The organism is Vibrio pacinii DSM 19139, assembly GCF_000711795.1.
GTDB lineage: Bacteria > Pseudomonadota > Gammaproteobacteria > Enterobacterales > Vibrionaceae > Vibrio > Vibrio pacinii.
In genome coordinates, this window is record NZ_JONH01000001.1 from 370,444 (window position 1) to 397,109 (window position 26,666).

The 26,666-nt window shown below is 42.4% G+C and carries 21 protein-coding genes and 2 pseudogenes; 4 read left to right on the plus strand and 19 right to left on the minus strand.

The features are described 5' to 3' along the window. The 5 genes from BS19_RS01550 to cysB form a co-directional block, all read right to left on the minus strand. On the minus strand, nucleotides 1–795 hold the full coding sequence (locus BS19_RS01550; protein ID WP_038172917.1) for an ABC transporter ATP-binding protein: 795 nt from the start codon (nucleotides 793–795) through the stop codon (nucleotides 1–3). After that, nucleotides 792–1,736, minus strand: a complete 945-nt coding sequence (locus BS19_RS01555) for an ABC transporter permease (protein ID WP_038172918.1) — start codon at nucleotides 1,734–1,736, stop codon at nucleotides 792–794. Before BS19_RS01555 ends, BS19_RS01550 begins: the two co-directional genes overlap by 4 nt. Nucleotides 1,737–1,802: 66 nt before the next feature. After that, nucleotides 1,803–2,768 carry an ABC transporter substrate-binding protein gene (locus tag BS19_RS01560; protein WP_038172919.1) on the minus strand — a complete coding sequence of 322 codons (966 nt, stop codon included), beginning with the start codon at nucleotides 2,766–2,768 and terminating at the stop codon, nucleotides 1,803–1,805. 295 nt (nucleotides 2,769–3,063) lie between these two features. Beyond that, the gene (locus BS19_RS01565) at nucleotides 3,064–4,257 is read right to left on the minus strand and encodes a methyltransferase (protein WP_038172920.1); all 1,194 of its coding nucleotides are present in this window, start codon (nucleotides 4,255–4,257) and stop codon (nucleotides 3,064–3,066) included. Nucleotides 4,258–4,310: 53 nt separating this feature from the next. Then, nucleotides 4,311–5,285, minus strand: a complete 975-nt coding sequence (gene cysB, locus BS19_RS01570; protein ID WP_038172921.1) for an HTH-type transcriptional regulator CysB — start codon at nucleotides 5,283–5,285, stop codon at nucleotides 4,311–4,313. A gap of 297 nt (nucleotides 5,286–5,582) precedes the next feature. Here cysB and BS19_RS01575 point away from each other — a divergent pair, with 297 nt between their 5' ends. Continuing rightward, nucleotides 5,583–6,347, plus strand: a complete 765-nt coding sequence (locus BS19_RS01575) for a hypothetical protein (protein ID WP_038172922.1) — start codon at nucleotides 5,583–5,585, stop codon at nucleotides 6,345–6,347. 75 nt (nucleotides 6,348–6,422) lie between these two features. Continuing rightward, a pseudogene (gene miaE / locus BS19_RS19690) lies at nucleotides 6,423–6,572 on the plus strand (tRNA isopentenyl-2-thiomethyl-A-37 hydroxylase MiaE); the annotation flags it as partial. 68 nt (nucleotides 6,573–6,640) lie between these two features. Here the strand turns inward: miaE (BS19_RS19690) and BS19_RS01580 are convergent. After that, nucleotides 6,641–8,746: an AAA family ATPase gene (locus BS19_RS01580; RefSeq protein ID WP_038172923.1), complete on the minus strand. Its 2,106-nt coding sequence runs from the start codon at nucleotides 8,744–8,746 to the stop codon at nucleotides 6,641–6,643. A 160-nt stretch (nucleotides 8,747–8,906) separates the two neighbouring features. On the opposite strand from BS19_RS01580, the gene miaE (BS19_RS01585) reads away from it, so the two are divergent. After that, nucleotides 8,907–9,698: a tRNA isopentenyl-2-thiomethyl-A-37 hydroxylase MiaE gene (gene miaE / locus BS19_RS01585; protein WP_051686469.1), complete on the plus strand. Its 792-nt coding sequence runs from the start codon at nucleotides 8,907–8,909 to the stop codon at nucleotides 9,696–9,698. 101 nt (nucleotides 9,699–9,799) lie between these two features. Here the strand turns inward: miaE (BS19_RS01585) and BS19_RS01590 are convergent, their stop codons facing one another. Next, the gene (locus tag BS19_RS01590) at nucleotides 9,800–12,661 is read right to left on the minus strand and encodes a KGGVGR-motif variant AAA ATPase (protein ID WP_038172924.1); all 2,862 of its coding nucleotides are present in this window, start codon (nucleotides 12,659–12,661) and stop codon (nucleotides 9,800–9,802) included. Between the two features lie 9 nt (nucleotides 12,662–12,670). Further along, nucleotides 12,671–13,132 carry a hypothetical protein gene (locus BS19_RS01595; protein ID WP_157631113.1) on the minus strand — a complete coding sequence of 154 codons (462 nt, stop codon included), beginning with the start codon at nucleotides 13,130–13,132 and terminating at the stop codon, nucleotides 12,671–12,673. 593 nt (nucleotides 13,133–13,725) lie between these two features. Between BS19_RS01595 and miaE (BS19_RS01600) the strand changes: the two are divergent. After that, a pseudogene (gene miaE, locus BS19_RS01600) lies at nucleotides 13,726–14,364 on the plus strand (tRNA isopentenyl-2-thiomethyl-A-37 hydroxylase MiaE); the annotation flags it as partial. 52 nt (nucleotides 14,365–14,416) lie between these two features. Here miaE (BS19_RS01600) and pyrF read toward each other — a convergent pair. The 11 genes from pyrF to clpX form a co-directional block, all read right to left on the minus strand. Next, nucleotides 14,417–15,112, minus strand: coding sequence for an orotidine-5'-phosphate decarboxylase (gene pyrF, locus BS19_RS01605; RefSeq protein WP_038172927.1), 696 nt, complete (start codon nucleotides 15,110–15,112; stop codon nucleotides 14,417–14,419). A gap of 87 nt (nucleotides 15,113–15,199) precedes the next feature. Then, the gene (gene lapB / locus BS19_RS01610) at nucleotides 15,200–16,369 is read right to left on the minus strand and encodes a lipopolysaccharide assembly protein LapB (RefSeq protein ID WP_038172928.1); all 1,170 of its coding nucleotides are present in this window, start codon (nucleotides 16,367–16,369) and stop codon (nucleotides 15,200–15,202) included. 28 nt (nucleotides 16,370–16,397) lie between these two features. Continuing rightward, nucleotides 16,398–16,676: a LapA family protein gene (locus tag BS19_RS01615; protein ID WP_038172929.1), complete on the minus strand. Its 279-nt coding sequence runs from the start codon at nucleotides 16,674–16,676 to the stop codon at nucleotides 16,398–16,400. Nucleotides 16,677–16,818: 142 nt separating this feature from the next. Further along, the gene (ihfB, locus tag BS19_RS01620; RefSeq protein WP_038172930.1) at nucleotides 16,819–17,100 is read right to left on the minus strand and encodes an integration host factor subunit beta; all 282 of its coding nucleotides are present in this window, start codon (nucleotides 17,098–17,100) and stop codon (nucleotides 16,819–16,821) included. 211 nt (nucleotides 17,101–17,311) lie between these two features. Then, a complete protein-coding gene (gene rpsA, locus BS19_RS01625; RefSeq protein ID WP_038172931.1) occupies nucleotides 17,312–18,982 on the minus strand; it encodes a 30S ribosomal protein S1 in 1,671 nt (556 codons plus the stop codon). Between the two features lie 102 nt (nucleotides 18,983–19,084). Then, on the minus strand, nucleotides 19,085–19,765 hold the full coding sequence (gene cmk, locus BS19_RS01630; protein WP_038172932.1) for a (d)CMP kinase: 681 nt from the start codon (nucleotides 19,763–19,765) through the stop codon (nucleotides 19,085–19,087). Nucleotides 19,766–19,906: 141 nt separating this feature from the next. Next, entirely contained in the window at nucleotides 19,907–20,200 is a 294-nt protein-coding gene (locus tag BS19_RS01635) for a ComEA family DNA-binding protein (RefSeq protein ID WP_038172933.1), read from the minus strand. Nucleotides 20,201–20,339: 139 nt separating this feature from the next. Next, nucleotides 20,340–22,196: a peptidylprolyl isomerase gene (gene ppiD / locus BS19_RS01640; RefSeq protein WP_038172934.1), complete on the minus strand. Its 1,857-nt coding sequence runs from the start codon at nucleotides 22,194–22,196 to the stop codon at nucleotides 20,340–20,342. A gap of 177 nt (nucleotides 22,197–22,373) precedes the next feature. Continuing rightward, nucleotides 22,374–22,652, minus strand: coding sequence for an HU family DNA-binding protein (locus tag BS19_RS01645; protein WP_269376233.1), 279 nt, complete (start codon nucleotides 22,650–22,652; stop codon nucleotides 22,374–22,376). 187 nt (nucleotides 22,653–22,839) lie between these two features. Further along, nucleotides 22,840–25,191, minus strand: a complete 2,352-nt coding sequence (gene lon, locus BS19_RS01650) for an endopeptidase La (protein WP_038172936.1) — start codon at nucleotides 25,189–25,191, stop codon at nucleotides 22,840–22,842. Between the two features lie 129 nt (nucleotides 25,192–25,320). Beyond that, entirely contained in the window at nucleotides 25,321–26,604 is a 1,284-nt protein-coding gene (gene clpX, locus BS19_RS01655) for an ATP-dependent protease ATP-binding subunit ClpX (RefSeq protein WP_038172937.1), read from the minus strand. Between the last annotated feature and the right edge of the window lie 62 nt (nucleotides 26,605–26,666).

A 26,666-nucleotide genomic window follows, 5' to 3' on the forward strand; every position in this document is an offset into this window, starting at 1 on the left:
CTAATTTAACAGTAAGCTGTCATCAGCAAGCTCTTCGCCACGCACTTTAGAGAACATTTCAAGCAAATCTGGAACTTGCATATTGGCTCGCTGATCTCCTGCGACATCAAGAACAATTTCACCTTGATGGAGCATAACCGTGCGATCACCACATGCGAGGGCGTCTTTCATTGAATGAGTCACCATCATCACGGTAAGGTTAAACTCCGCGACAATTTTTTTGGTCAAACTAATAATAAATGCAGCCATGCGTGGATCAAGTGCAGCGGTATGCTCATCAAGTAACAGCAGTTTGCTGTCAGACAATGTCGCCATTACCAAGCTTACCGCCTGGCGTTGCCCACCCGAGAGCAAACCAATGCTGTCGCCTAAGCGGTCCTCTAAACCCAATCCCAAAATACTAATTCGCTCTTGAAACAGTTTTCTCCGCTTAGCCGACAAAGATAGACTCCACCCGCGCGATTTACCGCGCATATAAGCCAAAGCCATGTTCTCTTCTATCGTGAGATCGCCACACGTTCCGGCTAACGGATCTTGGAACACTCGAGCACACTGCTTTGCTCGTTGGTCGACCGTCTGCTTAGTGACGTCAAGGTCGTCGATAATCACCTTGCCACCCACCATAGGAGTTTCACCCGTTACGGCGCCAAGCAGTGTCGACTTTCCGGCACCATTGGAACCAATCACGGTTAAAAATTGGTGTTCTGGAACCTCTAACGTCACGCCTCTCAAGGCGCGGTTTTCGAGAATGGTACCGGGATTGAATGTCACTTGAATATCTTCTAAATGGATCATGTGGTTTCTCCTGACTCATTGGCTCGCTTTAGCGCTGCTTTACTTGGAGCAGGAGCATTACGCTTTTTTGCTTTTAAGTTTCCTTTTATCTTGGGGGCTATTAGTGCAATAGCAACCAAAACCGCAGTCACTAAATTAAGGTCAGAGGCTTGCAGACCAAACATACCCGTACTGAGGGCAAACGCGACCGCTAAACGATACAACACAGACCCGACGATCACTGCCAACACTGCAACCCAAATTTTGCGACCAGGAATCAGCGTTTGACCTAAAATAACGGCGGCTAAACCAACTACTATCGTCCCTACCCCTGATGTGACATCGGCAAAGCTGTTGGTTTGAGCGAATAACGCACCAGAAAAACCGACAAAACCGTTCGAGAGCGCCAAGCCAAAATAAGTGTAAAAAGCCGTGCTTGCACCTTGCGCCGAGACCATTCGCGCGTTCACGCCGGTTGCACGAAGTCCGAGCCCAAAGTCACTATTCAATAAACGCACGACTAACCATGCAGCGACTAAAACCAGCAGACCAACAATCAAAGGACGAACGAGCATCGGATCGCCGAGGGTTTCAAACGGCGTTAAAATCGTTTCTTCACCGAGCAATGCCATATTGGGCCGCCCCATAATGCGAATATTGATCGAAAACGCCGCGATCATAGTCAGTATTGAAGCCAGTAAATGTAAGATCCCACAGCGCACAGCGAGAAACGCCGTCACCCAGCCGGTTGCTGCGCCAGCGACCACCGCCATCATGGTTGCAATCCACGGGTTAATGCCTGCCACAATTGCCGTTGCCGCGACTGCCGCTCCCATAGGAAAACTGCCATCGACACTCAAGTCTGGAAAATCAAGTACCCGGAAGGTGATATACACACCTAGAGCAACGAGTCCGTAAAGCAACCCGATCTCCAGTGCGCCAAAAAAAGCAAAAGCAGACATATCCACTCCCTCTGTGCTAAAAAAAAGCAGCCCCAAATCCCATCAACTGGCCTTTGGGGCGGTGGATTATTTGACGCTAGTTGCGCGGTCAAGAACAGATTGAGGAATGGTTATGCCGAGTTTCATCGCCGCACTGCTACTGACGACTAAATCAGAACCTTTAGCCACTTTTACATCCAGTGAACCCGGCTCTGCTCCTTCGATAATTGCCGCAACGTAATCGGCGGTTTGCACACCAACTTGGTAGTAATCAAAACCGACACTCGCAATGGCGCCTTTTTCAACATATGAGGTAGCGCCGCCAAACACTGGCGTTTTAGCTTGGTTCGCCGCGACAATCATGCCTTCGATTGCGCTGGCAACGGTATTGTCTGTCGGTGCGTAAATCACGTCTGATTTGGCAACAATCGCTTGGGTCGCCGATTGAACATCAGCACTCTTCAGTGCCGTGGCTTCGACAACTTTAATCCCATGCTCACTCGCACTTTGTTTAAGCAGTTCAACCAAGGTAACCGCATTGGCTTCACCCGGATTAAACACCACACCAATGGACTTGACGTTAGGCATGATCTCTTTAATCAACGCAACATGTTGATTGACGGGTGATAGGTCAGACAGACCCGTGACATTCTTGCCTGGTTGTATCATCGTTTTAACCAACTTTGCACCGACTGGATCCGTAACGGCGGTAAAGACAACCGGAATAGAACGCGTTGCAGAAACCAGCGCTTGCGCAGTTGGCGTTGCAATACCGACCAAAACATCAGGCTTTTCACCAACAAATTGACGCGCGATTTGAACCGCTATGGCAGGATTTCCTTGCGCGGTTTTAAAATCAAAATCTAAATTTTTACCTTGCTCATAACCTTTAGCTTTTAGACCATCGATCAAACCTTGGCGGGTTGCATCTAGCGCCGGATGCTCAACAATTTGTGACACCGCTACCTTGGCTGTTTTAGCCATAATAGAGGTTGAAGAGAGTAACGTGGCACCTGCGAGTATAGCGGTCGCAATGACTTTTCCTGCTTTCATCTTAACTCCTTGATGTAATATCCATTCCATTGAGAAGCCCCGATCACAACGCCCTATGATAAAAACTCAGTAGACATTTATGATTAAGCAAGCAACGTCATTGAGCTGACAGCGCGCCTGTGTTGTGAATAAAGCGCTGGCAACTCTTGGTCTGGTATAAGCAATTGTATGTTGTGTTTAATTTATCGTTTTATCTACACATTCCGTGTACATAGCAAATATTATTACCAGTAAGCTGTACAAAAGAAAAGCAGGTTTTAACATCAAGATAACAAAAAGAGAGACTGGTGAGTATTTACTCTTTAACAGCATGGATCAGTATGTTTCGCGGTGTTGCTTCACGTGGGCAGAATTCTGAAAGAGAAACTCGGTAACCAGCCTGTTGTAGATAGAGTACTTTATCGAGCACAAGCCATAGCTCAAGTGCACGCCTAAACGGTTGTTGAACAAGACTGATACGTTCCATGTGCCAGTATCGCTCGATGCCGAGCTGATGGTAGTGGTCAAAATCAAGCTTGGGCAACGTCAGCGATTTTTTGTCACTTGCCCACAAACAAAACGCAGCGAAACCTTCGGCTAACTGAGACTTTTTGATGCTAGGTACTGGTGCATATTGTGAATGTCCTAACTCCTCACGCAGTAAAATATCGAAACCAAGTCGATAGGACATCTCTTCCATCCGATGTCGTTTGACGCGCTCGCCACCCGTGACCGTTTCTTGCAGAGGAACTCTCAATTCATTTTTTGATAGTACCAGTTGAGAGTCAATCGCTGCCTCAGACAACGGCTGATAGTGATCACTGTTGATTAGATGGTAACAACAAGGAGAAAAAGTAATGGCTGGTAATTGGTACTGTGACGCATGTTTAATCAGCGTGACGTGGAGATCGCCGCAAGCGTGCAGCGCAACCGCATGCTGTCGAGCGTTAAACACATTTTTTGCCGCCGAAGAAAACGCATCGCCTTGGACAAAGCGCATCGGTAGGCCTTGCTTATCAGCGTCGTGTTGGCCTGTTGCACATAACTCGGCCTGAAACTCAAAACTGGTGACAGGCTGCTGTGTTTGACTGGCCAAGATTCGGCCTAAATAGCCTTTGCCTGAGCACCATTCTAACCACTCCTGACCATGATGATCACACACCAAGGCTTCGCCTATGGCGCGAATTTGAGTTAACTTTCGACCGGGAATGCCGCTATCAATGCCACGTGGTAAGCACAATGAACGTTTGTTACTAGGGTTTAACCGCGTGGTGCGACTGAGCATTGCAAGTGCAGGCACAAAGGCTTGCATAACCGTTATTAGCTCAACGCTATTTTGCTTATACCACTCAATATCCGAGGCGTTAAGATTGTTGAGCCATTGACAAAGCTGAGGGTTCTCTTTTAACCAAGGTAGCGAGGGGTGTACGCTCGAAAAAAATGGCTCAAAGCGCCAATACGATTGATTGTCGAGTAGAAATTGATCAAGTGATTGAAATTGGTGTTGCATGACTTCCCCCTAGAAAGCGTAGTTTAGAGGGAAGTGAATAGAGATGATAGCGTTTAACGTATAGGTAGGTCGATATCTTTAAACATCGCGTCGATTTCAGCATTCGATTTAAGCGATAGTGCCTGTTCGACCACTGGCTTAGTTAAGTGCGGTGCAAAACGTTCCATGAAATCATACATGTAAGAACGCAAGAAAGTACCGCGGCGGAAACCAATGCTGGTCGTGCTGGCACCAAAGATATGGCTGGCATCAATCGCGACAAGATCAGTGTCCAACTCTTGATCAATTGCCATACTGGCAATAACACCAACACCAATCCCCATACGTACGTAAGTCTTAATCACGTCAGCATCGGTGGCAGTAAAGACGACTCTCGGGGTCAGTCCGTATTTATTAAATGCAGTATCGAGCTCAGAGCGCCCAGTAAAACCAAACACATAAGTGACCAAGGAGTAAGAAGCCAAATCTTGGATCGACACTGTTTCTTTCTGCGCTAGTGGGTGATTTTTAGGCACAACAATCGAACGATTCCAATGATAACAAGGCAACATAATTGCATCTTGGTATAGATGCAGGGCTTCAGTCGCAATGGCAAAATTTGCCGTGCCTTTGGCAATCGCCTCGGACATTTGCGATGGAGTACCTTGGTGCATATGCAGTGATACTTTAGGGTAACGCGCAGTAAACCCTTTGATTACATCTGGTAATGCATAACGCGCTTGGGTATGGGTGGTTGATATATTCAAGGTGCCCATTTCAGGATGAGTATGCTCACCCGCGACCGCTTTAATACTTTCTACTCGGGCAAGAATTTCTTGAGAAATTCGAATAATATCTTTGCCAGCACCGGTGACTTGAGTCAAGTGTTTGCCGCTACGCTCAAAAATTTGAATACCAAGCTCATCTTCAAGAAGGCGCACTTGTTTACTAATGCCGGGCTGCGAAGTATACAAACTCTCTGCCGTCGCTGAAACATTCAAATTATGGTTGACGACCTCAACAATATACTTCAATTGTTGTAATTTCATTCTTGACCTCGTAATCCCTTATCGGCGCCCCACAATGAGCAGACATAGTTTATAATATTTAGTTATAACGTCTCTGTGATCAAATTGGTAGCCCAATCGCATTTAAGGCTTAGAAAAGCGAGACACTTTGGTATTCGCTGCCCGTTTTGCAATCAATTACTCAGAATGAGCGTTGGGTTGACGTTTTTGATTAATAAAATGGCCTGGTTAGGCGATAATACAAAGTAGGTGCAGGGACTTTTACTATTCGTGTATGCTAACCTGCTAACCATTAGAAAATATTAAGATACGGAATTTATGAATATTGGGTTAATCATAGCTTTAGTCGCCATCTTACTCGTCTTGGTTCTTGGCTATAACATTATGCTTCAGTATAAAGTTAAAGCTGAAACTGCTCGAAAGCAGGAAAGCTCTCGCTATCTACAAATTATTGACGCGACCGAAGAGTTAATCGGTCACGCACACCACATGCCTTACAGCAAAGACTTGTTGCTATGTTTAAATAACCGCATTTTAGATGCGCTACAAAACATGTCTGAACTCGATCCTCGAAACAAACAGCTTGAGCAACGCGTTGAGAACATGAAACAGCAGATCAAGCATCTGAGCGAAAATCATCAGGGCGCCGAGAGCACTCCATTTAAAGTTCCGAGCAGTGATAAGCAAGCCATCGTCATGCTTAAACTGGTTAAACGTTTACGTGATACGGTTCGTAGCGAGCACAATAAAGGCCGCTTTGAAACCCAAGCTTATGTTGCTGAGAATGCGCGTCTAGAAACAATCCAAATTCGTATCAATATAGAAAATGTCATTAAGCGCTCAAATGATGCCATCGTACGTGGTCAACCTGGAACCGCAATTCAGTTGTTGAAAAAAGGTCTCGATGCTCTGAGTACCAAAAATGACGCCTACTCCAATCAAGCCAGAGAAAGGCTACAAACCATGTATGATGAGTTGGAGTCTAAACGTCAAACTAAGAACGCCGAAGATCTTCATCAGCATACAGAAGACCAGCGCTCCGATGATATGGACGCCCTCTTTGGTGAAAAGAAAAAGTGGTAATATAATCGCCGCAAACCAAATTCGAAAAGGTCGCTGTTGCGACCTTTTCTTTTTAATTTAAGTTGTAAGACCAAGATGATTGAATTGAACCAATATCAAGCGCTGCTCGCGCCGATAAATGACTTCCTTTATTGCCCAACCCCACAGCAGTGGGTCACCGAAGCAGCCAAAGCTGAAAATTTAAAGGTGATTCTTACCGATCACCTACTGTGTGAGCTAAAGGCATAGGTGTGCAGTTAACGATCTAATACTGGATTAAGAGGGAGGCATACAACCCCGCCTCTTCTATCTACTCAGATGCCCTTATTAGCTAAAAATTCATCACAAGCCTTAACGACATACTCAGGTATCAAATCATATTTCGTTGGATCAAGCTGACATATGTACTCATTCTCAATATGGTATGTTTCATTGATAAATTTTTGAATGACTGAATTACCCACATCAAGCTCTTCATCTACTTCTTTAAATAAACGGAAAACCTGAAGCTTTTCGTAACCATTTGAGCAATTATCATACAGCTCTTTCAATGATTCTTTAGCTTGTAACTGTTCAAGTACACTACCGTATTCAAAACCATCAATTTTATCTAAAATTTCAGCAATACCACTGTCTAACTTTTCTGGTTCCATTATCGGCGAACCATCTAATCGCCTATCTTCCGCTTCTTCCAAAGTTCTAAGGTGTAACAAGTTAGAAAGAACCTGATAAGCATCCCCCATTTCATCTGTAATCTCAAAATATCTGCGTAAGTATATTAGCTTTAATATGGAGTGAGCTTCAGTTTCTAAGTAATCTGTACAGATTTGAGAAAACGTTTTGATGTCACTCTTATCTATAACCAGTTCGCTTATTAGGCCAGAGTCGAACCTTAGATAAGAAGCAAACACCTGACTATCAAACTGTTTCTTCACCGCTTTCACTGTGTCTATGATTGGTTCAACATCATGAGTAAGCATCAAGACCGTCTTACTCTTTAAGCAATTAGCAGGCTTTCTCCGAAAAAGCATTTCCAAAATTGCATACTTTTTATTCTTATCAAATGAAGAAATCGGATCGTCCAGTATGATCAAGTCAGGCTTCTTGGATAAGCACTCGTACATAAACAAGACAATTGCAAATGCGTTACGCTCACCGAAGCTCAAATGTTGATCTCCACCAGAAACAAAACCGTCATGGTCAATATGCTGCAATTTCAATTGGGAGTTATCGTCCTCTCCTGATATTTGCACTTTATATTTATAACCAGCGTAAGATAGAAAACTGTTAATCTCTGTTTGATACTTTTCTACCAACTTTTGCATTTCGCCACGTTGTTGATTTAGCTTCCCTTGTAACTGACCAGCCTTAACTACGACTTCATCTATCGAGTTATTAATAGCGTCAATTTCTTGTTTGGTGGCATCTGAATTTAATTCAGTAAGAAAAGCAAGATCGATCTTGTATGCATTTAGCTGATCTCGTACCAACTCATCTCTTTTAAAATCAAACCCTTTGAGTGATTTCAACTTGACCAAGCGCTCAGACAAACGGTCAATCTGCGTTTTGATCTGTTTGAGATAATCGACATGCTCTGGCTCAAGACCATTTGGAAGAAGAGTGATATCTGTTAGTTTTTGCCTTGCTTCTTCAGTAAAGTAATTGCCAAGTTGGTTGATAACATCAATTATCTTTACCAAGTTTTTAATAACATTTTTGTCATATTCTTCACCAACTTTGGCGATTTGCTCTTTCTTATCCGTAGTATCTGATGAGCAGTACGGGCAACAATCTGACAACTCAGAAAACTGTTGTGCACCTTTTGTTTGCCAATCAATCCACGCCACGTTGGAAGAACTACTAATGAAGGGTTGATATACTTCTAAACCTTCAGGGATGTGTTGTAACTTGTTTCCCTGAGAAAGACCTTTCATACCTGTCGATTTCTGTGATAGGCCAGATTTTGTCAGGGTGAAAGCAGTACCTAACTCACTTAGATTACTAATGAACGTTTCAAGGTTCTCGTTTCCATCAAACAAACCATTGATTTCTTTTACGATTGTATCAATTTCTTTTTCGACAACGTTGTACGCTTCCGTTCTGATGAAAATATCGAAACTATTGCTGACCAATTCATCTGATTGAAAAGTAAATTGACGTACATACTCCTCGTTAAAACACATAACCGAATTAACCTCAACATCAGAAGTTACTGATGGTACTTTTGAGTCAGGATTATCTGTTTTCAACTTAAACGGCATTAGAGAGTCGAGAACTCCTTCTTGTGAATGCAGCGTAATAGCTTTTGCTATCGTGCTCTTTCCTGTGCCATTCGGTGCAAATTTAATATTTAGTTTTTTATCTGTCAGTGCAATCGTTGCTGAGTCAATACTGTTGCAATTTTCTATTGTGATATTCATTTATTGTTCTTACTCCAACCAACTTAACGAATTGCCATCTTACCTGATATGCAACAGCGGCTTCTCTGATGCATTTCATAATTTCCTTCTTATAAACAATGAAACTAACCGTACTGAGCGTGTTAAGATTATCGAAACAACCTGCAACTCTTTGTGAATGATGTACGAACAACTTTTAGCCCCTATTCATAACTTCCTCAAATGCTCAACCCCTGACTCTTGGATTGAAGAAGCTCGTAAGCCAGAGAACCTTTCCGTGATTTTGCGGGATCATTTACTATGCGAGTTGAAAGCTTCGCAGAGTGCCGTTTTCCTTCTTAAGCGCTATGTATTAACCGATGAAGGTAAAGAGCAAATTACTCAATTGGTTGAGCCATATGAGCACTTTGCTTACAAAGGTATTGGCAGCCTTGAAACGCTAAAAGGTAAAAGCAATATTTCTAAATCAATCAAATCCAAAGATGGCTGCGCCTACGGGCAGGATATGATTGATAAGATGGTTCTCTTGATTCGAGAAGAGCTACACCACTTCTACCAAGTGTTAGAAATCATCGAAGAGCAAGGTTTAGAGTATCGTCCTATTACGGCAAGTCGTTACGCCAAAGGAATGATTAAGCATATCCGAACTTTTGAGCCAGCAGCTCTTATCGACAAGCTGATTATTGGTGCATTTATTGAAGCTCGTTCTTGTGAACGATTTGCCAAACTTGCCCCGTTCCTTGATGAGCCAATTCAAAAATTCTACATCTCATTGCTACGCTCAGAAGCACGACACTACCACGACTACTTGGAACTCGCAGAGCAGATTGCTGGTGAAGATATTTCCGAACGTATTGAACTCTTCGCTAATGTTGAAGCTGAATTAATTACCTCTGACGATTCAGTGTTTCGCTTCCACTCTGGCGTACCAAAGCTAACAACAACTAAGCATTCACAAGCTATTATTTTATAGTTATTGAATAATTATATCACTACGTTATCAAAGCATATATATAATTCAATAATAACTTGAAATGAAAAGAGGAGCTATTAAACTCCTCCATAAAGAAAAAATCATAGCCCAAAATAATTTGTATATAGATAAGCAAAACCATATCGAGTTTTACTACCAACCATATAAGGCGTAATTATCTTGTTAGCAATGAGAATTTGTTTTAGTTCCTCTACAGTCATCTTTTGAAGATTTCTATCTGAACGATTATTGGCAACCACTTCAAGTAATAACTTTTCAAAAGAATCTTCATTTAGCATACTTTTTTTGTATTTAGGTGACACTCTATTATTGGATAAGTCTGTACAGAAATACTTCACAAACTCGTTTCCTTGCTCATTCCACAAGTCTTCTAAGTATTTAATTACTGCATTTTTTCTAACTTGTTTACTTGTACAGTAAGCTAAACCCAATATAGCTTCTTTTCTAAAGTTTTTCTGATAGTCTTGCTCTTTCTGGTTTTCAATAGAATAAGACATTAAATCAATAAAAGGTCTTAAGTTAACTGTTTTGTCTGCACTTTGAATATTTCTATAAAGATCATCATATGCTGTGCTAGGCTTGGCATTTTTTCTCTTTTTGGGTTCTCCAAAGAACAAATTAATAATTGGCTTAATTAAATGAGTATCTAATGGCAACTGATTGTGTTCTTTGTTCTTTGTCTTTAACTTCTTAGAAATTGAGGTAGCGTTAATTCTAGACTTTCCGTAATCATCAATAAACTTTAAAAAATCACTTTTTGAATAATTGAATACGATTTTTAGGAAATAAGAGAAAATTTCATTCTGAGACCACTCTAAATTAATAGCTCTAGAATTAAATGAGTTTTTATTGGTTAAATTTCCTAATCTATCATACAAATCTCTTCTCAGAAAAAGCTTAGGATAAATATAGTCCCAAGGAAACCTCATAGAAAGCTTAACTAAAGGTGAAACAACATCGTTCCACAGATATGGTTTCACTATATTGTCCAATCGGTCAAATGTAATAATCAATCGTTCATCTTTAAACTTAAGTAGTGAATTGAATTTGTACATTTCCTCTTCTATTTTTTGAAATGCATCTTCATTCTTAATTATAGAGACTATATCATTTTTGACTGTGGTTTTGCTTAAATCAACTAAGTATTCTTTATTTGAAGATTGAAAGCCTCCTCTACTACACAATGAATTCCAAATAATAAATATCCATAATTTCTTGATAAAAAGTTCATCTTTGATGTATTTATCAAAGTTTAGAACTTCAAAATTATCATTTTCAAAATTAGTTACGTTTAAAACTTTATAATTCAAATGTCTCTTTTGGCACTTATTTATGAGTGATGAAAACAACTCATCAATTTGTAGTGCTTTATAAAATGCAGTTTTACCCGTACCCTTATCACCCAGTAACATCACTTTTTCTGGTATAAAAAAGTCTTCCATACACGGGCGAATGAAAAAATCTTTATTTATGTATTCATCATTATAATCGATATTTTCAGCATAAAGGTCTGGCAACCTAGCTTCAAGCTCTGTAAGAATCTTATCTTGTAATGATATAGATTGTTGCGCTTCTACATCTTCTGCATCTTCTACATCTTCTGCATCTTCTACATCTTCTGCATCTTCTGCATCTTCTGCTTCTTCTGCTTCTTCTGCATCTTCTGCATCTTCTACATCTTCTGCATCTTCTGCATCTTCTGCTTCTTCTGCTTCTTCTGCATCTTCTGCATCTTCTGCTTCTTCTGCTTCTTCTGCTTCTTCACAAGTAGTACCCAGCTGATCCACGATATCCTCTAAATGCTTAAAGAACTTTTGGTACTGAGGGGAACCATTTTCTCCACTTATAAAGTCATTTAGGTCATCATTATCACTTAGACTAGTACCTATAAACTCCAATACGTTTTGCCTATCAAAGTAAAACACATCAGCGTTGTGATCATAAATGCTTTTTATTTGGTTTTCGAAGTTTTTAAATCTCTTGCTAAAGCTGCCGCTTAACACAGACAAAACAAATGAAGCCCCTGAATCACTATTCGTAAGTAAATTACTTAAATAGTCGATACCTGGTTGATTTTGTAAGTCATCGCCTGCCAGCACTACTACGTGGTCCGAAATAGATGCCAAAGCCCCAAATACGTTATTAAAACCTGTTCGAGAATCAATTAAAATTACATCTGGAGAATAAATTGATTGTATATGATTGACGAGGTTTTCTAGTGTTTTGATGAGCATAGAGCCTTGCATATCTAATTTTGCTAGACCCTCCAAGTAATCATTGAGATCTTCCAGACCATTCAAAATGTTTCCAGAAGACATCATATTTATAACACCCGACCCGGAATAGGTTTTTTCTATGTTATAAATATAGTCTTCTAAATTTAAAGATTCAATGAAAAGCTTATCGTTTAGATATTCAATCAGTCCACTTTTAGATGTTTCTGATTGTGATGTATTGAAAAAGTTAATTATACCTGGTGCTTCGAAGTCACAATCTAGAACGAAGACATTTTTTCCTTTTCTTGCTAAATAGGTGGCGGTCAAAGCCAAAGAGGTTGTTCTACCAACACCACCTTTATAGCTGTAAAAACTAATTATATTTCCATTTGTATTTCTGATATATTTGTTCGAATCTAAAAGTGCATTTAGTGAACGCCTTAATCCAATATTCGACTTCTCCTCTTCGAATAAATAGCTATAATCTTCGTCTTTAGATTGCGAAATCGTTATAAATTCAATTTTTATTTTTTTATTTTCAAACTCACTAATATCAACTTCATCTAGGCTCAAATCATTGATTTTCTTAACGCTATCACTAACAATATAAACGTCAATGTTATGATTAATTCTTAGCTCAATAAAATAATCATCGATTAGGCTTTCACTTTTGTTAACAACTAGATCTGATTCTAGTCTTTGCATAAAATCGACTGATTTTAACATAATTAATCCTTACATTATTCTTAGGAACTTACTAGCATGCTCATGGAAATTTTTAACCAAATCAAAATCAAGCTCTCTAGTTTCATATCTAATTTCAGGGCTCCAATTTTCAAGAAGAGCTACTATTTGAATATCATCACTTTCATGTGTAATCCCACTGATTTTGGAGTTCAAGTAGTTTTGAAGTGTAGTAAAAGAGTGTGTTTTGATTTTTTTTCGATAATTTATTCCAACTTTTCTACACTCTTCATCATCGATATCTATTTCAGAGTCAAAACCACAACACTCGAATATTTTAAATTTCAATGAACACTCAATTACATAACCAGACAGATAATAAAGACTGCAAACCAAATGTTTGAAATTTTCTGTATTTCTATCCTCATCACTAAAATCATTAGCTCGATCACGCATTAATCGACAAGCGTAACTATGACGTCTTGCTGATTCCAAATACTCATTGTATTTCAAAGAATTAAGCTCCCTAGCCTACTAATTGCCAAACAAACAATACAAATATATCATTATATCAATTGCATACTGAACTATCTACAACACGTTTTTCATCTAATCCTAATAGTCGGATTTTTTATCATCTTGGGTGTTGACATTACATCTACATATGTGACAGCAAGATACTAATCACCTTCTTAACAAAGAAGCTTGTCAAAGAGTCCGGCTACTAAAAGATATTGTTAATTCAATATTGACAAAAAACATAAAACCTGTGATCCACGTAGGTGGAAAGTAAAATTCCATTGCTGATTAGCAGTTACAATCGTTAACTCTCGGTCTCACCCGTATCAATTCCATCTGATAGTTTAAAGTTATGCATCACTCTAGCTCACACAAAATAGCCACATGGTACAAAAAAACAGCAAAACAGATAGCAATATGCACGGTAGTTCTTCAAAAGGCCGAGTCGTGCATATTGCTTTTTTGCCAAAATTTGACTTTCCCAAAAATTACATATCATTCTGTTTTAATTGGAAAATTTAAGTTAAGAACAGTTCATTTGAGTCACTTTTCTAGCTATTTTTCGAGAATTTCAATATTCCCAAGATTTGTGTGAGCTGAAAGCTGGACAGTCTGCGATGTATTTAATCCGTAAATATGCCGTCGACACATCTAGTGCGTCTAATCTACTCGATTGGTTTAAGCCTTACGAAGATTTCGCCTATCGCAAAGTCGGTAGTCTGCAAACTCTAAAAGGCAAAAGTCATATCTCCAAAGCCATCATGGCAAAGTCTGACTCGCCATACAGTCAGGACTTAATCGATAAGATGGTACTGCTGATTAAAGAAGAGTTGCATCATTTTTACCAAGTGTTAGAGATTATGCAAGCACGTGATATTGCTTATGAACCGATTCCAGCAAGTCGTTATGCCAAAGGCTTAATAAGTCATATGACCACCCACGAGCCACAAACCTTGATCGATAAACTAATTATTGGTGCTTATATAGAAGCGCGATCGTGTGAGCGCTTTGCCAAATTGGCACCGCATATGGATGAGGATATCGCGAAGTTTTATATCTCGTTACTGCGTTCAGAGGCACGCCATTATCAAGACTATTTGGCTCTTGCCGAAGCCATTGCAGGTCATAATATTGATGAGCGTATCGCCTACTTTGGCCGCTTAGAAGCAGACCTCATCTCATCGCCAGATTCGGATTTTAAATTCCACAGTGGTATTCCTGCCTAACAAAAGGTCAGCCTGAGCTGACCTTGTTTTTATCCAAAGCTGTACTTTGACATCACGCAAGTGAAGCGTTGATATCGACAAGCACTTGATCAGGGTTGACGGCTTGCGTGATCGGGCGGCCAATCACTAAGTAATCCGACCCGGCTTGAATGGCATCAAACGGCGTCATGATACGTTTCTGATCGCCAACATCAGCGCCAGCAGGTCGAATGCCTGGAGTAACAAGCTTAAATTCTTGGCCTAACTGTTGTTTTAACGTTGACGCTTCTTGCGCTGAGCATACCACGCCATCTAGCCCTGAGTTTTTACTCAAGTTAGCCAAGCGAACGACTTGCTGTTGCGGTTCAATGTCTAAACCTATTCCTGCCAAGTCGCTCTGCTCCATACTGGTCAGGACTGTAACACCAATCAATAGCGGGCGATCTTTGCCATATGGCTCGAGTATTTCACGTGAAGCCGTCATCATACGTTCACCACCACTGGCGTGAACATTAACCATCCACACGCCCATCTCAGCAGCCGCACGCACCGCTTTTGAACACGTATTGGGAATATCGTGAAATTTGAGATCCAAAAATACCGAGAAACCACGTTGGTGTAACTGTTTGACGAAATCAGGACCAAATAGCGTAAACATCTCTTTGCCCACTTTAAGGCGGCACGAGCGTGGGTCAATTCTATCCACAAAAGCGAGTGCGTCGGCTTGGTTATCATAATCAAGGGCAACAATTACTTTTTGGTCGATCATCTCATCTCCTAACATATTTATAAAAATCGAAAAAAAGCAGCGGGATCACCACTGCCATTTTATTCTGGGATAGACCCAATGATTTGCCTATTCACCATCAAGTCCTCGAATTGGCTTGATGGTTCCCCACCCTTTGCATGAAGGACAATGCCAGTACATTGAGTGGGTAGAAAATCCGCATTTACGACAGCGATAGTGAGGCTTCGTTTTTAATTGTTCACCCACCAGTTTTTGCAGTGTACCGAGACTGGCTTTAGCACGGCCTTCTTCAGCCTCTGCTAAATGATAATCCATCAAACGATAGAAGCCTTTCATGGTTGGGTTCTTAACGAGTTGTCGAGTTAACAGCTCTTGTGCCGCACCCACCCCATCATGTTGAGCAACAAGCTGCGCGAGCATTAGCTCTGCCGAAACCCCCGCTTTGCTGACGATGCACTCGCGTAAGAAGCCAAGTAATTCATCTTCTTGACCAATGTGGTGATAACACTCAGCCAGTGTTGGTAGTACTTCACTTATAAAGTCACTGTCTTGCTCAAGCACACGCTCCATGTACTTGATGGTATTTTTATAGTCTTCTGACTCAAGGTACAACTTACCGAGCGCAATACTCGCACGGACACACTTAGGATCTTCCGTTAAGGCACGTTTAAAGTGCTGAATAGCCATAGTGTCGTTACCATCAGACTTCTCTTGCATTGCCAATTCACACCAGAAGTGACCAATGCTGGTCCGCATGCGCTTACGACCCATTTTAACCAACAAATTGGCATAATGGATGGCTTTGCTCCATTCACGCGTTTGCTGATAAATAGCGACTAATTGCTGCAGCGCGGCCTCTTTGTGATCAGGCTCTTCAACTAACTGTTCAAAAATCTTCTCGGCACGATCCAAAAAGCCGGAAACCATATAATCTTTTGCTAGTTGTTGTAACGCGATGTTTTTCTGGTCGATAGTCAAACCAGAACGAGAGATAAGGTTTTGGTGGATACGGATGGCGCGATCAACTTCACCCCGGGAGCGAAAAAGATTGCCGAGAGCGAGATGGGTATCGATGGTCTCATTGTCGACCTGAAGAAGCTCGATAAAGTGATCAACCGCTTTATCAGACTGATCCGATAGCAACAGGTTTAAGCCCGTTACATATTGTCGAGAAATCTGATGGGATTGTTTCTGCTTGTCTTGCTGAGCACTTCGGTTGCCCATATACCAGCCGTATGCGGCGGCGATTGGCAATAGCAAGAAGAGAATTTCTAACATCGAGTAATAGCCTACCTAAATACGACTGCTAAGCTTTACCTTGAGATGGTTCACTTGTAGCTGGAGAAAGTTTATTGAGTTTTTTCCTCAACTTGCGCACTTGAAGCTGAGACTTTAGATGTAAGCTACCAAAGATCAACCATGCTAACGCAAAGCCAACGACAAACACGACACCTAACAATGTTGAAAGATGAAAATCACCCTGTGCAAGTAGGTAGTTAAAAGTCACCACCACTTGGTTCTGGGAGCCGAGTGCCAGTGCAATTAAAAATAGGGCCAGTACGAGAACGATTTTTATAATTTTCATAGTCCATCACCTAAGATAAATTCCGCCGTTACGATTATGCAGGAAAAGCGCCAAACAAACCATGGTTATCTCTGCTAATTCGAAGGATAAAAAAGCGGCATACACTATGTATGCCGCTCTCAAATCAGTATGTTACTGCTCTTTAATCAAGATTTACGCGTTCACGCAATTCTTTACCAGGCTTAAAGTGAGGAACGAACTTACCTTCTAACTCAACCTTTTCACCCGTTTTCGGATTGCGCCCAACACGCGGCTCTCGGTAATGCAAAGAAAAGCTGCCGAAACCACGAATCTCGATTCTGTCACCGGCTTCTAACGTTGACGCCATATGCTCTAAAATATCTTTTACAGCATCCTCTATCTCTTTTGCAGACAGGTGCGTCTGTTCAGCACAGAGTCTTTCGATCAATTCAGACTTAGTCATAGTTGTCCTCATAGAGTAATTTATCACTTATTATAGTAAGCAATACCAGTTCCAACAAACACTTGCCTTACATTTTAGACAATATTTGAGCAATGTGTGCAAAGAAAAAGTGCTTTTTCTTGAGCGACTTGTAGAGATTGGTATTACCACTATTCAAAATTAAAATATAAAAAAGGAGCCTTACGGCTCCTTTAACTTAAAAGCGAAACAATTATTCGCCTTTAGCTGCTTTGAAAGCGTCAGCCATAGCGTTACCGAATGAAGCATCATCTGCTTTGTTCAGTGAAGCCATTGCTTCTTGCTCGTCAGCTTCGTCTTTAGCTTTGATAGATAGGTTGATTACGCGGTTCTTACGGTCTACACCTGTGAACTTCGCTTCAACACTGTCACCAACACTCAAGATTAGAGAAGCGTCTTCGATGCGGTCACGAGCAACTTCAGAAGCGCGGATGTAACCTTCTACGCCTTCTTCAAGCTCGATAGTTGCACCTTTAGCGTCTACTGCTGTAACAGTACCGTTAACTAGAGCACCTTTCTTGTTGTCTGCAACGTAAGCATTGAATGGGTCATTTTCCATTTGCTTAACGCCTAGAGAAATGCGCTCACGCTCAGCGTCTACTGCTAGAACAACTGCAGAGATTTCGTCGCCTTTCTTGTACTCACGTACCGCTTCTTCACCAGCAACATTCCAAGAAATGTCAGATAGGTGAACTAGACCATCGATGCCGCCGTCTAGACCGATAAAGATACCAAAGTCAGTGATAGACTTGATCTTACCAGTTACTTTATCGCCTTTAGCTTGCGCTTCAGCGAATGACTGCCATGGGTTAGCTTTACACTGTTTCAGACCTAGAGAGATACGACGACGTTCTTCGTCGATTTCAAGAACCATAACCTCAACTTCGTCGCCAACATTAACAACTTTAGATGGGTGAATGTTCTTGTTAGTCCAATCCATTTCAGAAACGTGTACTAGACCTTCAACGCCTTCTTCGATTTCAACGAAACAGCCGTAGTCAGTTAGGTTAGTAACGCGACCAGATAGTTTGTGACCTTCTGGGTAACGCTTAGCGATTGCTACCCATGGATCTTCGCCTAGTTGCTTAAGACCTAGTGATACGCGAGTACGCTCACGGTCGAACTTAAGAACTTTAACTTGGATCTCGTCACCAACGTTAACGATCTCAGAAGGGTGCTTAACGCGCTTCCAAGCCATGTCAGTGATGTGTAGCAGGCCGTCAACGCCGCCTAGGTCTACGAATGCACCGTAGTCAGTAAGGTTCTTAACGATACCTTTAACTTCTGCGCCTTCTTGTAGAGTTTCTAGAAGCTCATCACGCTCAACACTGTTCTCAGACTCGATTACTGCACGACGAGAAACAACTACGTTGTTACGCTTCTGGTCAAGTTTGATAACTTTGAACTCTAGCTCTTTGTTTTCTAGGTGAGCAGTGTCGCGGATTGGGCGAACGTCTACTAGAGAACCAGGAAGGAAAGCACGGATTCCGTTTAGTTCAACAGTGAAACCGCCTTTAACTTTACCGTTGATGATACCAACAACAGTTTCAGCTTCTTCACAAGCTTTCTCAAGTACGATCCAAGCTTCGTGACGCTTCGCTTTCTCACGAGAAAGTTGAGTTTCACCGAAACCATCTTCAACAGCGTCTAGAGCTACGTCTACTTCAGCGCCAACTTCAACTTCAAGTTCGCCAGCAGCGTTCTTGAACTGTTCAGCAGGGATAGCAGATTCAGACTTAAGACCAGCATCAACAAGAACGAAACCGTTCTCGATAGCTACTACAGTACCTTTAACGATACTGCCTTGTTGGAATTCGGTTTCGTTTAGAAACTCTTCAAAGAGTTGAGCAAAAGATTCAGTCATTATTTAATCTTCAATAAATTAAACGTCCACGGGTATCCTACCGCGTGGGGTTATTAAATTCGCCAGTCATCATCCTTGCGACCAACGCTCTTACCTAGCAGCCTATGCTACTAGCTTCGATTCGATATATTGTAGTGCTTTTTCTACCACTTCGTCGATACTCATCGTAGTAGAATCAAGCAAAAGCGCATCCTCAGCAGGGCGTAATGGCGCTACTGGGCGGTTACGATCTCGATCGTCACGCTCTTGGATCTCGCTCAAAAGGTCGTCAAATCTAACATCTAACCCTTTGCCTTGCAACTGTTTAAGGCGACGACTCGCGCGCTCTTGCGCACTCGCATCAAGGAAAATCTTTACTTCTGCTTGTGGAAAAACCACCGTACCCATGTCGCGTCCATCCGCGACCAAACCTCTGCCGTCAGCAAACGCTCGTTGACGGCGCAGTAGCGCTTCTCTTACACGTGGTAGCGCCGCCACTTTTGATGCCGCCATACCGGTGACTTCTTTACGCAATTCACCCGAGACATCTTCACCTTCAAGGATCACTTTTACCAAGTCACCTTCAGCAATGAATTGAACATCTAAATGGGTCGCAAGAGGAACCAGGGCATCTTCAGACTCTAAATCGACACCATGGTGAATGGCTGCAAGCGCAAGTACGCGGTAAATCGCACCAGAATCTAGTAAGTGAAAACCTAGCTGTTTGGCTAGTAGCATACAAAGCGTACCTTTACCGGCACCGCTCGGTCCATCAACGGTGACCACCGGTGTATGAGACGACATGTTTTACTCCATGTTGGTTGCGCGTCAAAGCTTAATGCTGAGACCCTGTTCGGCGTGAAATTATAGAGGTAAACGAGTGTAGGTTCTAGGCAGGATCGAAGTGAATTAAAAAAAAGAGCGCCCTCGCGCTCTTACGAACAGTTATAGCTCAATCCGGTCGCGATTTTTTTCAACAATGGATGGACCGATCCCTTTTATCGCCGTGAGTGCATCAGCACTGGTAAAGTCACCATTGTGCTGACGATAGTCGATAATCGCTTGCGCTTTTTTCAGTCCAATTCCCTTTAACAGATCCGCTAACTCTTGCGCACTGGCTTGATTAATGTTGACCGTGATTTCAATACCATCATATTTTGGGTCTACATCCTGCTGCTGCGAGAAGCTTAACGGGCTGACACAGAACAAAATAAAAGCCAGCAAAACGGTTTTCATCATTTGGGTATTCCTCTTTGGTGTGAAGTCCGTTGAGACTATCCTGATTGATGAAAAAGCAACACGCCTGAGAGACAAAATAAAACGGACTGCCGAAGCAGTCCGTTTTTTATCGATGTATCAATTACATTATCTGTTGCGATCAGTTCACAACGTAGTACTCGATATCGATGGTCTTACGTAAAATACTCACTAGACCCGATAAATCTTGCTGAGAGTTGACCTGAGTGATCTGAGCGCCAATTTGCTGGTTATACTGCGGATCAAAGTCAGCAGCTACCTTAGTTAGCTCAACGATAACGATGTCACCATTAAGATCTTTGGCTGACGCGAACTCAGCTTGTCCCTCTGCAGGTTTCGCCATAGAGAAGATAACATCGGCTAACGGAGAGCTGCGATCAAGCGTTTCAGTCTCGCTGAACGCCAAATCGTTCTCAACAAGAGAAGCCTGCTCACCTTGCTTAAGGCCTTCAATCACCGTTTGCGCTAATTCCATCGCAGCCTGTTCACCTTTGATGTTCGCCAGTGATTCAGTCACCTGTGAACGAACCTCTTCGAGTGGAAGCACGGTTTCATCACGACTCTCTTCTACACGCAAGACGATCACGTGCTCTGGTGCAACTTCAATCACTTCAGAGTTTAATCCATCTTCTTTGACTTCTGGGCTTAGAATCGCCTGCATAACCGCTGGCGCTTTCAATAGCTCAGGGGCATCAGATTCAGAGATAAAGTCCGTCGTTTGGATCTTAGCATCAATCGCAATTGCTGCATCGTCGAGAGAGTCTGGATATTCAAAAGCAATGCGCTCAAGTTCACTTTGCAGTTCGTAGAACTTATCAACAGCGCGCTGGTCCTTAAGCTCTTGCTTGATGTCTGAGGCTACGTCTTGGTAAGGCTTAGCCACTGAATCTTTCAACTCGTCAAGCTTAATGATGTGGTAACCAAAGCTCGATTTAACCAAGCCCGTCGTATCACCAACATTTTGTAGACCAAATGCGGCCTCTTCAAACGTAGGGTCCATGACATCACGCTCAATCCAACCTAGCGATCCACCTTGTGACGCACTGCCAAAGTCATCGGATTTCTCTTCAGCCAAAGCTGCAAAATCGGCACCCGCGTTTAACTCATCTAAGATAGCTTGCGCTTTTGCTTGGTCATCACCTTCAATCAGAATATGGCTGACACTACGCTGCTCTTCAGACGAATATTTGTCTAGATGCTCTTGGTAGTATTGCTTAGCTTCTTCGTCAGACACTTCGAACGCTTGTTTCAACTGCTGCGCAGAAAGTTCGATGTAAGCAACTTTGGCTTGTTCCGGACGAGTATAACGCTCAGCGTTTTGTTGATAGTACTGTTCAATTTCTTGCTCAGACAGCTCAGTTTTAGCGGCAAAATCTGCACGTGATAAAGTGATTTTCTTAATGTCACGAGTTTGAGTCAGTAATTTACTTTGCGCTTCCACTTCGCCAGGCAGTGAAAAGTCACTAGCTTGGATAGCCGTTAGCAGTTGATTGCGTACCAAATCACGACGAAGGTACTCAGCAAAGCTCTCAGGAGAGAACCCAGCACGACGCAGCGCGGTTTGGTAGATGTCTTGGTCAAACTGGCCGTCGACTTGGAATTGAGGCATCTCTAAGATCAGCGTTCTTACCTGAGAGTCACTCACACGTAAACCTAATGACTCTGCGTGCTGTTCTAGCAACAAATCGTCAACCATACGATCAAGAACAGACTTGCGGAAAGACTCAACATAACTTGGATCGGCAAGCAGGTTAGAGAAGTAATCACCAAGCTGAGCCTGCATACGATTACGTTCATTTTGATAAGCTTGCTCAAACTCACCACGACCAATCTCAACATTACCTACTTTTGCTGCTGCATTGTTAGAGCCACCGATAATGTAACTACCAACTCCCGCGAACACAAAAGACAGGATGATAAGCCCTAAGATAATTTTAACCGCGATGCTATTAACGCCTTCGCGTAATCGGTCCATCATACTTAAACTACTCTCCGCTTATACAACGCACTCAAATGCTGCTTTAGCCAGTGCGACGTACATTACTAAATTAAAAATCTGGATAGCGCGATAATATCAGAAAAAGAAATGCGCATCAGTATGATGCGCATAATTTAAAAAGGTTCGAAAAAATACGTCTAAATGACGATTTTTTGATTAATTGCAAGAATCTTTTAGAGCTTTACCCGCTTTAAATGCTGGTACTTTTGCTTCAGCGATTTGGATCTCTTCACCAGTCTTTGGATTACGACCTGTGCGTGCAGCACGAGTGCGAACGCTGAATGTACCAAAGCCAACTAGAGCAACTTGGTCACCTGATTGCAGAGTTTCGCCAACTGCTTCGATGAATGCGTCTAGAGCACGACCTGCAGAAGCTTTAGATAGATCTGCATTTTCTGCGATTTTTTCTACTAATTGTGTTTTATTCACTGTGATTCCCCTTTGCGCCACCTGGTTGTATTTTTATAGGTGGCTATACGTTCCATTTCGTTTCAAATTAACGACAAACCCTTACAATACAAGGCTTGAAGCTATAGTCGCTAACGTTAGCGCCCAAAAAAAACGCTGACAAGCCTTTTTATGCTTATCAGCGTAATCTTTTACTTATTTTTGCTGCACATCACTATTTTTCGATGGCAAACTCAACACCTGACGGATCTTTTTCCAATGCAACTTTCAATACTTCGTCAATCCAACGTACTGGAATCACAGTAAGATCGGCGATAACGTTGTCTGGAATCTCTTCCAAATCACGCTCGTTGTCTTTTGGAATAAGCACCGTTTTGATGCCACCACGGTGTGCCGCTAGCAACTTCTCTTTAAGGCCGCCAATCGGAAGCACTTCACCACGTAGGGTAATTTCCCCAGTCATTGCTACTTCAGCTTTAACCGGATTACCAGTTAGGCTCGATACTAAAGCGGTACACATTGCGATACCCGCACTTGGACCATCTTTTGGTGTCGCACCTTCAGGCACGTGCACGTGAATATCACGCTTCTCATAGAAGTCGGTGTTAATTCCTAACTTCTCAGCACGAGAGCGAACCACGGTCATCGCAGCTTGAATCGACTCCTGCATCACATCGCCCAGAGAGCCTGTTTGAGTGAGCTTACCTTTACCTGGCATTGATTGCGTTTCGATAGTCAGCAGATCACCGCCCACTTCCGTCCAAGCTAGACCAGTAACTTGGCCGATACGGTTGCTGTCTTCCGCTTTACCAAAGTCGTGGCGTTGCACCCCTAAGTACTCTTTGAGGTTATCAATGTTGACTGTGACTTTCTTCAGCTCTGGTGCCAGAAGAATGTTTTTAACCGCTTTACGACAAATCTTAGAAATTTCACGCTCTAGGCTACGTACCCCAGCTTCACGGGTGTAGTAACGGATAATGCCAATGATGGCTGAGTCTTCAATCTCGATTTCACCCGTTTTCAAGCCATTACGCTTAATCTGCTTCTCTACTAAGTGGCGCTTAGCAATATTGAGCTTTTCGTCCTCGGTGTAACCTGACAGACGAATCACTTCCATACGATCCAGCAGTGGACCAGGTATATTCATCGAGTTAGACGTCGCAACGAACATCACATCAGAGAGATCGTAGTCAACCTCAAGGTAGTGGTCGTTAAATGCATTGTTCTGTTCAGGATCAAGTACTTCCAATAGAGCAGACGAAGGATCGCCACGCATGTCCGAAGACATTTTGTCAATCTCATCTAGCAAGAACAACGGATTCTTAACGCCAACTTTCGACATTTTCTGAATCAGTTTGCCAGGCATCGAGCCGATGTAAGTACGACGATGTCCACGAATCTCCGCTTCATCACGCACGCCACCAAGTGCCATACGGGTGTACTGGCGACCTGTTGCCGCTGCAATTGAGCGACCTAATGAAGTTTTACCGACACCAGGAGGACCAACAAGACAAAGAATTGGCCCTTTGAGCTTATTGATTCGGCTTTGTACTGCGAGGTATTCAAGAATACGTTCTTTGACTCGCTCTAGACCATAGTGGTCTTCATTAAGCACTTTTTCCGCTTTGGCGAGATCTTTCTTCACTTTAGAACGTTTGTTCCAAGGTACGCCAAGCATCCAATCAATATAGCCACGTACCACTGTCGCTTCGGCCGACATTGGCGACATCATCTTCAGCTTTTGCAGTTCTTGCTCGGTTTTCTCGCGCGCTTCTTTTGGCATCTTAGCATCGATGATTTTCTGCTTAAGCGTTTCAAACTCATCAACACCATCTTCGCTCTCACCCAGTTCTTTCTGAATCGCTTTCATTTGCTCATTCAGATAGTACTCACGCTGAGATTTTTCCATCTGTTTCTTAACGCGGGTACGGATGCGCTTCTCAACTTGAAGTAAGTCGATTTCAGACTCCATCTGACCCATTAAGAACTCAAGACGCTCACTCACTTCAAGCAGCTCAAGTACTCTCTGTTTGTCAGCTAACTTTAATGGCATGTGCGCCGCGATGGTATCAGCCAGACGCGCTGCTTCATCAATACCATTGAGTGACGTTAGTACTTCTGGTGGAATCTTCTTGTTAAGCTTAATGAAGCCTTCAAACTGATTAATAGCACTACGAACAATCACTTCTTGCTCGCGCTCATCCAGCTCAGCCGTTGTAAGGTACTGAGCCTCAGCGTAAAAGAAGTCATTTTCGATAAAGTGGTTAATTTTGGCGCGTTGCTGACCTTCTACTAACACCTTCACCGTGCCATCTGGCAGTTTCAGCAATTGTAGGATGGTGGCAACGGTACCCACTTCAAACATATCTGCCTGATTTGGCTCATCAGTATCCGCTTCTTTTTGCGCTACTAATAACACTTGCTTGTTGTTATCCATCGCCGCCTCTAGACAGGCGATCGACTTTTCACGGCCAACAAACAAAGGAATTACCATATGCGGGTAAACGACTACATCTCTTAGAGGTAGTACGGGGATCTCGATACGTTCGGAACGTTCCAAGTTCATATGCTTCTCTCTTCCGCTTAGTCTTATGAGCAGTATATGGGGGCTAATTGGTTGGATTCAATGAAAGAATAAAAAAAAGGGAGTAAATGATTACTCCCTTTCTATCTGTCTCTAAATCTGTGATTTAGATTATGATTCTGCGCCTGCAGCTTGATTATCTGAGTTGCTATAAATCAGCAGAGGCTCAGATTCACCTTTAATCACTGACTCATCAATAACGACTTTACTTACGTCATTCATTGATGGCAGTTCATACATGGTTTCAAGCAACACGTTTTCTAGAATTGAACGTAGACCACGAGCACCTGTTTTGCGCTCCATCGCTTTTTTGGCGATAGCACGTAGGGCGTCTTCACGGAATTCAAGTTCGGCATCTTCTAGTTCAAAAAGCGCTGCGTATTGTTTGGTCAGGGCGTTCTTTGGTTCACACAGAATCTGAATCAGTGCGTCCTCGTCGAGCTCTGTCAACGTCGTTGTTACAGGAAGACGACCAATGAACTCAGGGATAAGGCCATATTTAACCAAATCTTCAGGTTCGACTTGAGTGAACAACTCACCCACAGTTTTGGTTTCGTCTTTTGAACGAACTTCGGCGCCAAAGCCAATGCTTGTGCCTGTCGCAACACGCTGCTCAATCACTTTATCGAGACCCGCAAAAGCACCACCACAAATAAATAGAATCTTAGATGTATCTACTTGGAGGAACTCTTGTTGTGGGTGCTTACGACCACCTTGAGGTGGAACCGAAGCAACCGTGCCTTCGATCAATTTCAATAGCGCTTGCTGAACACCTTCACCCGACACGTCACGCGTGATCGATGGGTTTTCAGCTTTACGAGAAATCTTGTCGATTTCATCGATGTACACAATACCACGTTCCGCTTTAGCGACGTCGTAATCACATTTTTGCAGTAATTTCTGGATGATGTTTTCGACATCTTCACCAACGTAACCCGCTTCTGTTAGCGTGGTTGCGTCAGCCATAGTGAATGGTACATCTAGGAAACGAGCTAAGGTCTCTGCCAACAGTGTTTTACCACTACCCGTTGGACCAATCAGAAGAATGTTACTTTTACCAAGTTCAACACCTTCGCTCGTTGTATCTCCATTTCGTAAACGCTTATAGTGGTTATAAACGGCTACTGCTAACACTTTCTTAGCGTAATCTTGACCGATCACGTAGTCATCAAGGTGTTCACGAATATCGCGAGGCACAGGAAGCGCTTCGGATTGTTTCTTTGGTAGAACATCTTTAATTTCTTCACGAATAATGTCGTTACACAAATCGACACATTCGTCACAAATATAGACTGACGGACCAGCGATTAGCTTGCGAACTTCGTGCTGGCTTTTGCCGCAGAAAGAGCAGTAAAGAAGCTTACTACTACCGCTCTCTTTGCTTTTATCTGTCATTCGCTAACCTCTTAGCCTTTACTGATATAAATTGAGTGTATATCAATATACCCCAATCTTGC

Excerpts from the sequence above, each read along its gene's own strand:
- BS19_RS01550 (WP_038172917.1), bottom strand. The coding sequence starts at position 795 with ATGATCCATTTAGAAGATATTCAAGTGACATTCAATCCCGGTACCATT.
- BS19_RS01555 (WP_038172918.1), bottom strand. The coding sequence starts at position 1,736 with ATGTCTGCTTTTGCTTTTTTTGGCGCACTGGAGATCGGGTTGCTTTAC.
- BS19_RS01560 (WP_038172919.1), bottom strand. The coding sequence starts at position 2,768 with ATGAAAGCAGGAAAAGTCATTGCGACCGCTATACTCGCAGGTGCCACG.
- BS19_RS01565 (WP_038172920.1), bottom strand. The coding sequence starts at position 4,257 with ATGCAACACCAATTTCAATCACTTGATCAATTTCTACTCGACAATCAA.
- cysB (WP_038172921.1), bottom strand. The coding sequence starts at position 5,285 with ATGAAATTACAACAATTGAAGTATATTGTTGAGGTCGTCAACCATAAT.
- BS19_RS01575 (WP_038172922.1), top strand. The coding sequence starts at position 5,583 with ATGAATATTGGGTTAATCATAGCTTTAGTCGCCATCTTACTCGTCTTG.
- BS19_RS01580 (WP_038172923.1), bottom strand. The coding sequence starts at position 8,746 with ATGAATATCACAATAGAAAATTGCAACAGTATTGACTCAGCAACGATT.
- miaE (WP_051686469.1), top strand. The coding sequence starts at position 8,907 with ATGTACGAACAACTTTTAGCCCCTATTCATAACTTCCTCAAATGCTCA.
- BS19_RS01590 (WP_038172924.1), bottom strand. The coding sequence starts at position 12,661 with ATGTTAAAATCAGTCGATTTTATGCAAAGACTAGAATCAGATCTAGTT.
- pyrF (WP_038172927.1), bottom strand. The coding sequence starts at position 15,112 with ATGATCGACCAAAAAGTAATTGTTGCCCTTGATTATGATAACCAAGCC.
- lapB (WP_038172928.1), bottom strand. The coding sequence starts at position 16,369 with ATGTTAGAAATTCTCTTCTTGCTATTGCCAATCGCCGCCGCATACGGC.
- BS19_RS01615 (WP_038172929.1), bottom strand. The coding sequence starts at position 16,676 with ATGAAAATTATAAAAATCGTTCTCGTACTGGCCCTATTTTTAATTGCA.
- ihfB (WP_038172930.1), bottom strand. The coding sequence starts at position 17,100 with ATGACTAAGTCTGAATTGATCGAAAGACTCTGTGCTGAACAGACGCAC.
- rpsA (WP_038172931.1), bottom strand. The coding sequence starts at position 18,982 with ATGACTGAATCTTTTGCTCAACTCTTTGAAGAGTTTCTAAACGAAACC.
- cmk (WP_038172932.1), bottom strand. The coding sequence starts at position 19,765 with ATGTCGTCTCATACACCGGTGGTCACCGTTGATGGACCGAGCGGTGCC.
- BS19_RS01635 (WP_038172933.1), bottom strand. The coding sequence starts at position 20,200 with ATGATGAAAACCGTTTTGCTGGCTTTTATTTTGTTCTGTGTCAGCCCG.
- ppiD (WP_038172934.1), bottom strand. The coding sequence starts at position 22,196 with ATGATGGACCGATTACGCGAAGGCGTTAATAGCATCGCGGTTAAAATT.
- lon (WP_038172936.1), bottom strand. The coding sequence starts at position 25,191 with ATGAACTTGGAACGTTCCGAACGTATCGAGATCCCCGTACTACCTCTA.
- clpX (WP_038172937.1), bottom strand. The coding sequence starts at position 26,604 with ATGACAGATAAAAGCAAAGAGAGCGGTAGTAGTAAGCTTCTTTACTGC.